Origin of the sequence: Nocardioides sp. (assembly GCF_047607365.1) — a bacterium.
In the GTDB taxonomy this organism is placed as follows: domain Bacteria; phylum Actinomycetota; class Actinomycetes; order Propionibacteriales; family Nocardioidaceae; genus Nocardioides.
In genome coordinates, this window is the sequence record NZ_JASGDD010000145.1 from 1 (window position 1) to 2,541 (window position 2,541).

A 2,541-nucleotide genomic window follows, 5' to 3' on the forward strand; every position below is an offset into this window, starting at 1 on the left:
CGGTCGCCGACGAGGGCGCGGCGGACGGCGCCGGCGCGTCGGGCAGGGCGGCCACCCCGCCGGCGATCGAGGGCGGCTCGCTGCCGACGACGCCGCGCAGCGTGACGGCGCCGACGACCGCGGCGGAGAAGCCGAGCAGCATCCCGAGCCGGCGCGGCGGGGTGGGGCTCACCATGCGAAGTCCTCCAGGTGCATGTGGTGGTCGGGGATCCCGAGGTCGTGGCAGGCGCGGATGGCGGCCACGGCGAAGCCGGGCGGCCCGCAGATCCAGACGTCGCGGGTGGCGGCGTCGGGGACGAGGGCGGGAAGCCGGGTCATCGGGTCGTGGCCCAGGTCGGCGCGGCGCCCCAGCAGCGAGTGCACCTCGATGCCCGGCAGCTCCTCGAGGTCGTCGACCAGCACGTGCCTCGAGGAGTCGCGCACCACCGCGACGACCTGGTGGCCGTTGTTGGCCAGCTCGGCGGCGATCGGCACCATCGGCGCGACGCCGACCCCGCCGGCGAGGAGGAGCGCGGGCGCCTGCTCGCGGGCCGGCCGGGTCGTGAACGCGCCGTAGGGCCCCTCGAAGACGGCCCACGTCCCCGGACGCAGCCGCGCGATCCGCGCCGAGTGGTCGCCGTCGGTGCGGATGGTGATGCGCACCCGGTCCGCCTCCGCGATGGAGGAGATCGAGTAGGGATGGCCGCTGCTCCACAGCCCGGGAGCGAGGAACCGCAGGATGAGGAACTGCCCGCCCCGGACGCGCAGGGAGGTCAGTGCGTCGCCGCGCAGCCAGATCGAGGCGGTGTCGGGGGACTCCTGGACGACCTGGTCCACCCGCAGCGCGTGACTGGCGCTGAGGATCAGTGGATCGAGCACCCGCCACCACAGCACGGACCCGAACACCACGACGTAGGCGATCAGCCAGACCAGCTGGACCCGCGGGTGTCCGATGAAGTCCTCGCCGTTGGAAAGCTGGTGCCCGAAGGTCAGCAGGATGGCGGCGTACGTCGTCAGATGGACGGTCCACCAGAGCTCGTAGGACAGGTGGCGCCTCATCAGCGAGCCGCTGGTCATCGCCACGAGCAGGAAGAGGACGGTGCCGATGGTCGCGCGGATCATGGCGGGGTAGGTGCTGACGATCGTCCACAGCTCCGTGGTCAGCGGCAGGTCGTCGCTGATCCCGTAGCCCCAGACGATCAGGCCGATGTGGGCGGCCATCAGGATCACGGTGTTGGTGCCGAGGGCGCGGTGCCAGCCCACCAGCCGGTCCAGTCCGACGGCGCGCTCGAACCAGGGGACCCGGGCGATCAGGAGGACCAGGACCAGGCAGAGGTAGGCCGCGAGCAGCCCGGCGACGCGGCCGAGCGAGGTGATCGCGCCGGCGAGGCCGTGGGTGCCGGTGCGGGTGCCGGACCAGGCCCACCACCCGAGCACCGCCGCGCCTCCGGCGATGAGGAGGGCGCGGAGCACGAGTCCCTCGGCCCCGGGGCGCACGCGGGCGCGCGCCACGACGATGCTTGCCACCGACCCCCCACTCATCCCTTAGTTAGGATTGCCTTGCCTTAACGTTGTCTGTGAAGGAGAACGACGTCTCGGTCCGGGCGTTACGGGATCAGGGCGGGAGGCAAGCAGCAAAAGTCTACTGACTTTATGTAGTATTACGTCATGACCTCCTCGCTCTCCGTGCTCCCGCTCCTCGAGGCGCTGCGCGAGTTCGCCGACGACCCGGCGCTGCTCCAGCTGCTCGACCCGCCCGCCGAGGGCCGCTCGTTCCTGCTGCTCCAGCGGGCCGACGGCATGGAGGTCTGGCTGATCGCGTGGGCCCCGGGCGCCTCGACCGGCTACCACGACCACGGGTCGGCCACCGGCGCGCACACCGTGCTGGCCGGCCAGCTGCTGGAGTACGACGTCGACGGCGGCCTCCAGCTCGTCGACCTCACCCCCGGCGTCTCCCGGGCCTACGCAGCCGGCCAGGTCCACCAGGTCCGCAACGCCAGCGACCTCCCGGCGTTGTCGCTGCATGCCTACTCGCCGCGCCTGGACGCGATGAACCACTACGACTATCGCGGCGACCGTCTCGTGCTGATCTCCGCGGAGCCTGGCCGCCCCTGACGCCCTCCCTCCCGCCGAGTAGGGCCTCCCCTCCCGCCGAATGGGGCCTCCCCTCCCGCCGAATGGGGCCTCCCCTCCCGCCGAATGGGGCCTCCCCTCCCGCCGAGTGGGGCCGAGCCTCAGGGCGACTCGACCTGAGGAGAGGCCCTATTCGGCGGGGGAGGGGCGTACGTCGCGGATGCGATGCACCGCGAAGGAGCGCTGCTCCGCGGATCGCTCGTCGATCGCCACCAGCGCTCCCTCGGCGATCCGCCGAGGATGCACCACCCGGTCGGTGAGGGTGCCGTGGTTGTCCACGTAGGTCAGCACCACCGACTGCCCGGCTTCCATGGCGTCGCGGAGCTCGGCCAGTGCGTCCGCCGGGGTCAACGGTCCCTCGCGGCGGGGCCGTGACGCCGCCGCCGTGTCGCCCGCACGGATCGCGGCGACGACCGCGGGGAGGCGCGC

At 72.7% G+C, this 2,541-nt stretch carries 3 protein-coding genes; 1 reads left to right on the forward strand and 2 read right to left on the reverse strand.

Annotated elements, in window-relative coordinates; genetic code table 11:
* Positions 1 to 168: 168 nt before the first annotated feature.
* Complete coding sequence (locus QM572_RS11605; protein ID WP_415093221.1) at positions 169 to 1,506, reverse strand: ferric reductase-like transmembrane domain-containing protein; 1,338 nt, start codon at positions 1,504 to 1,506, stop codon at positions 169 to 171.
* Between the two features lie 141 nt (positions 1,507 to 1,647).
* Here QM572_RS11605 and QM572_RS11610 point away from each other — a divergent pair, with 141 nt between their 5' ends.
* Positions 1,648 to 2,094, forward strand: a complete 447-nt coding sequence (locus tag QM572_RS11610) for a cysteine dioxygenase (protein WP_415093223.1) — start codon at positions 1,648 to 1,650, stop codon at positions 2,092 to 2,094.
* A 147-nt stretch (positions 2,095 to 2,241) separates the two neighbouring features.
* Here the strand turns inward: QM572_RS11610 and QM572_RS11615 are convergent.
* On the reverse strand, positions 2,242 to 2,541 hold a 300-nt coding region (locus QM572_RS11615; protein WP_415093225.1), incomplete at its 5' end, for a WYL domain-containing protein.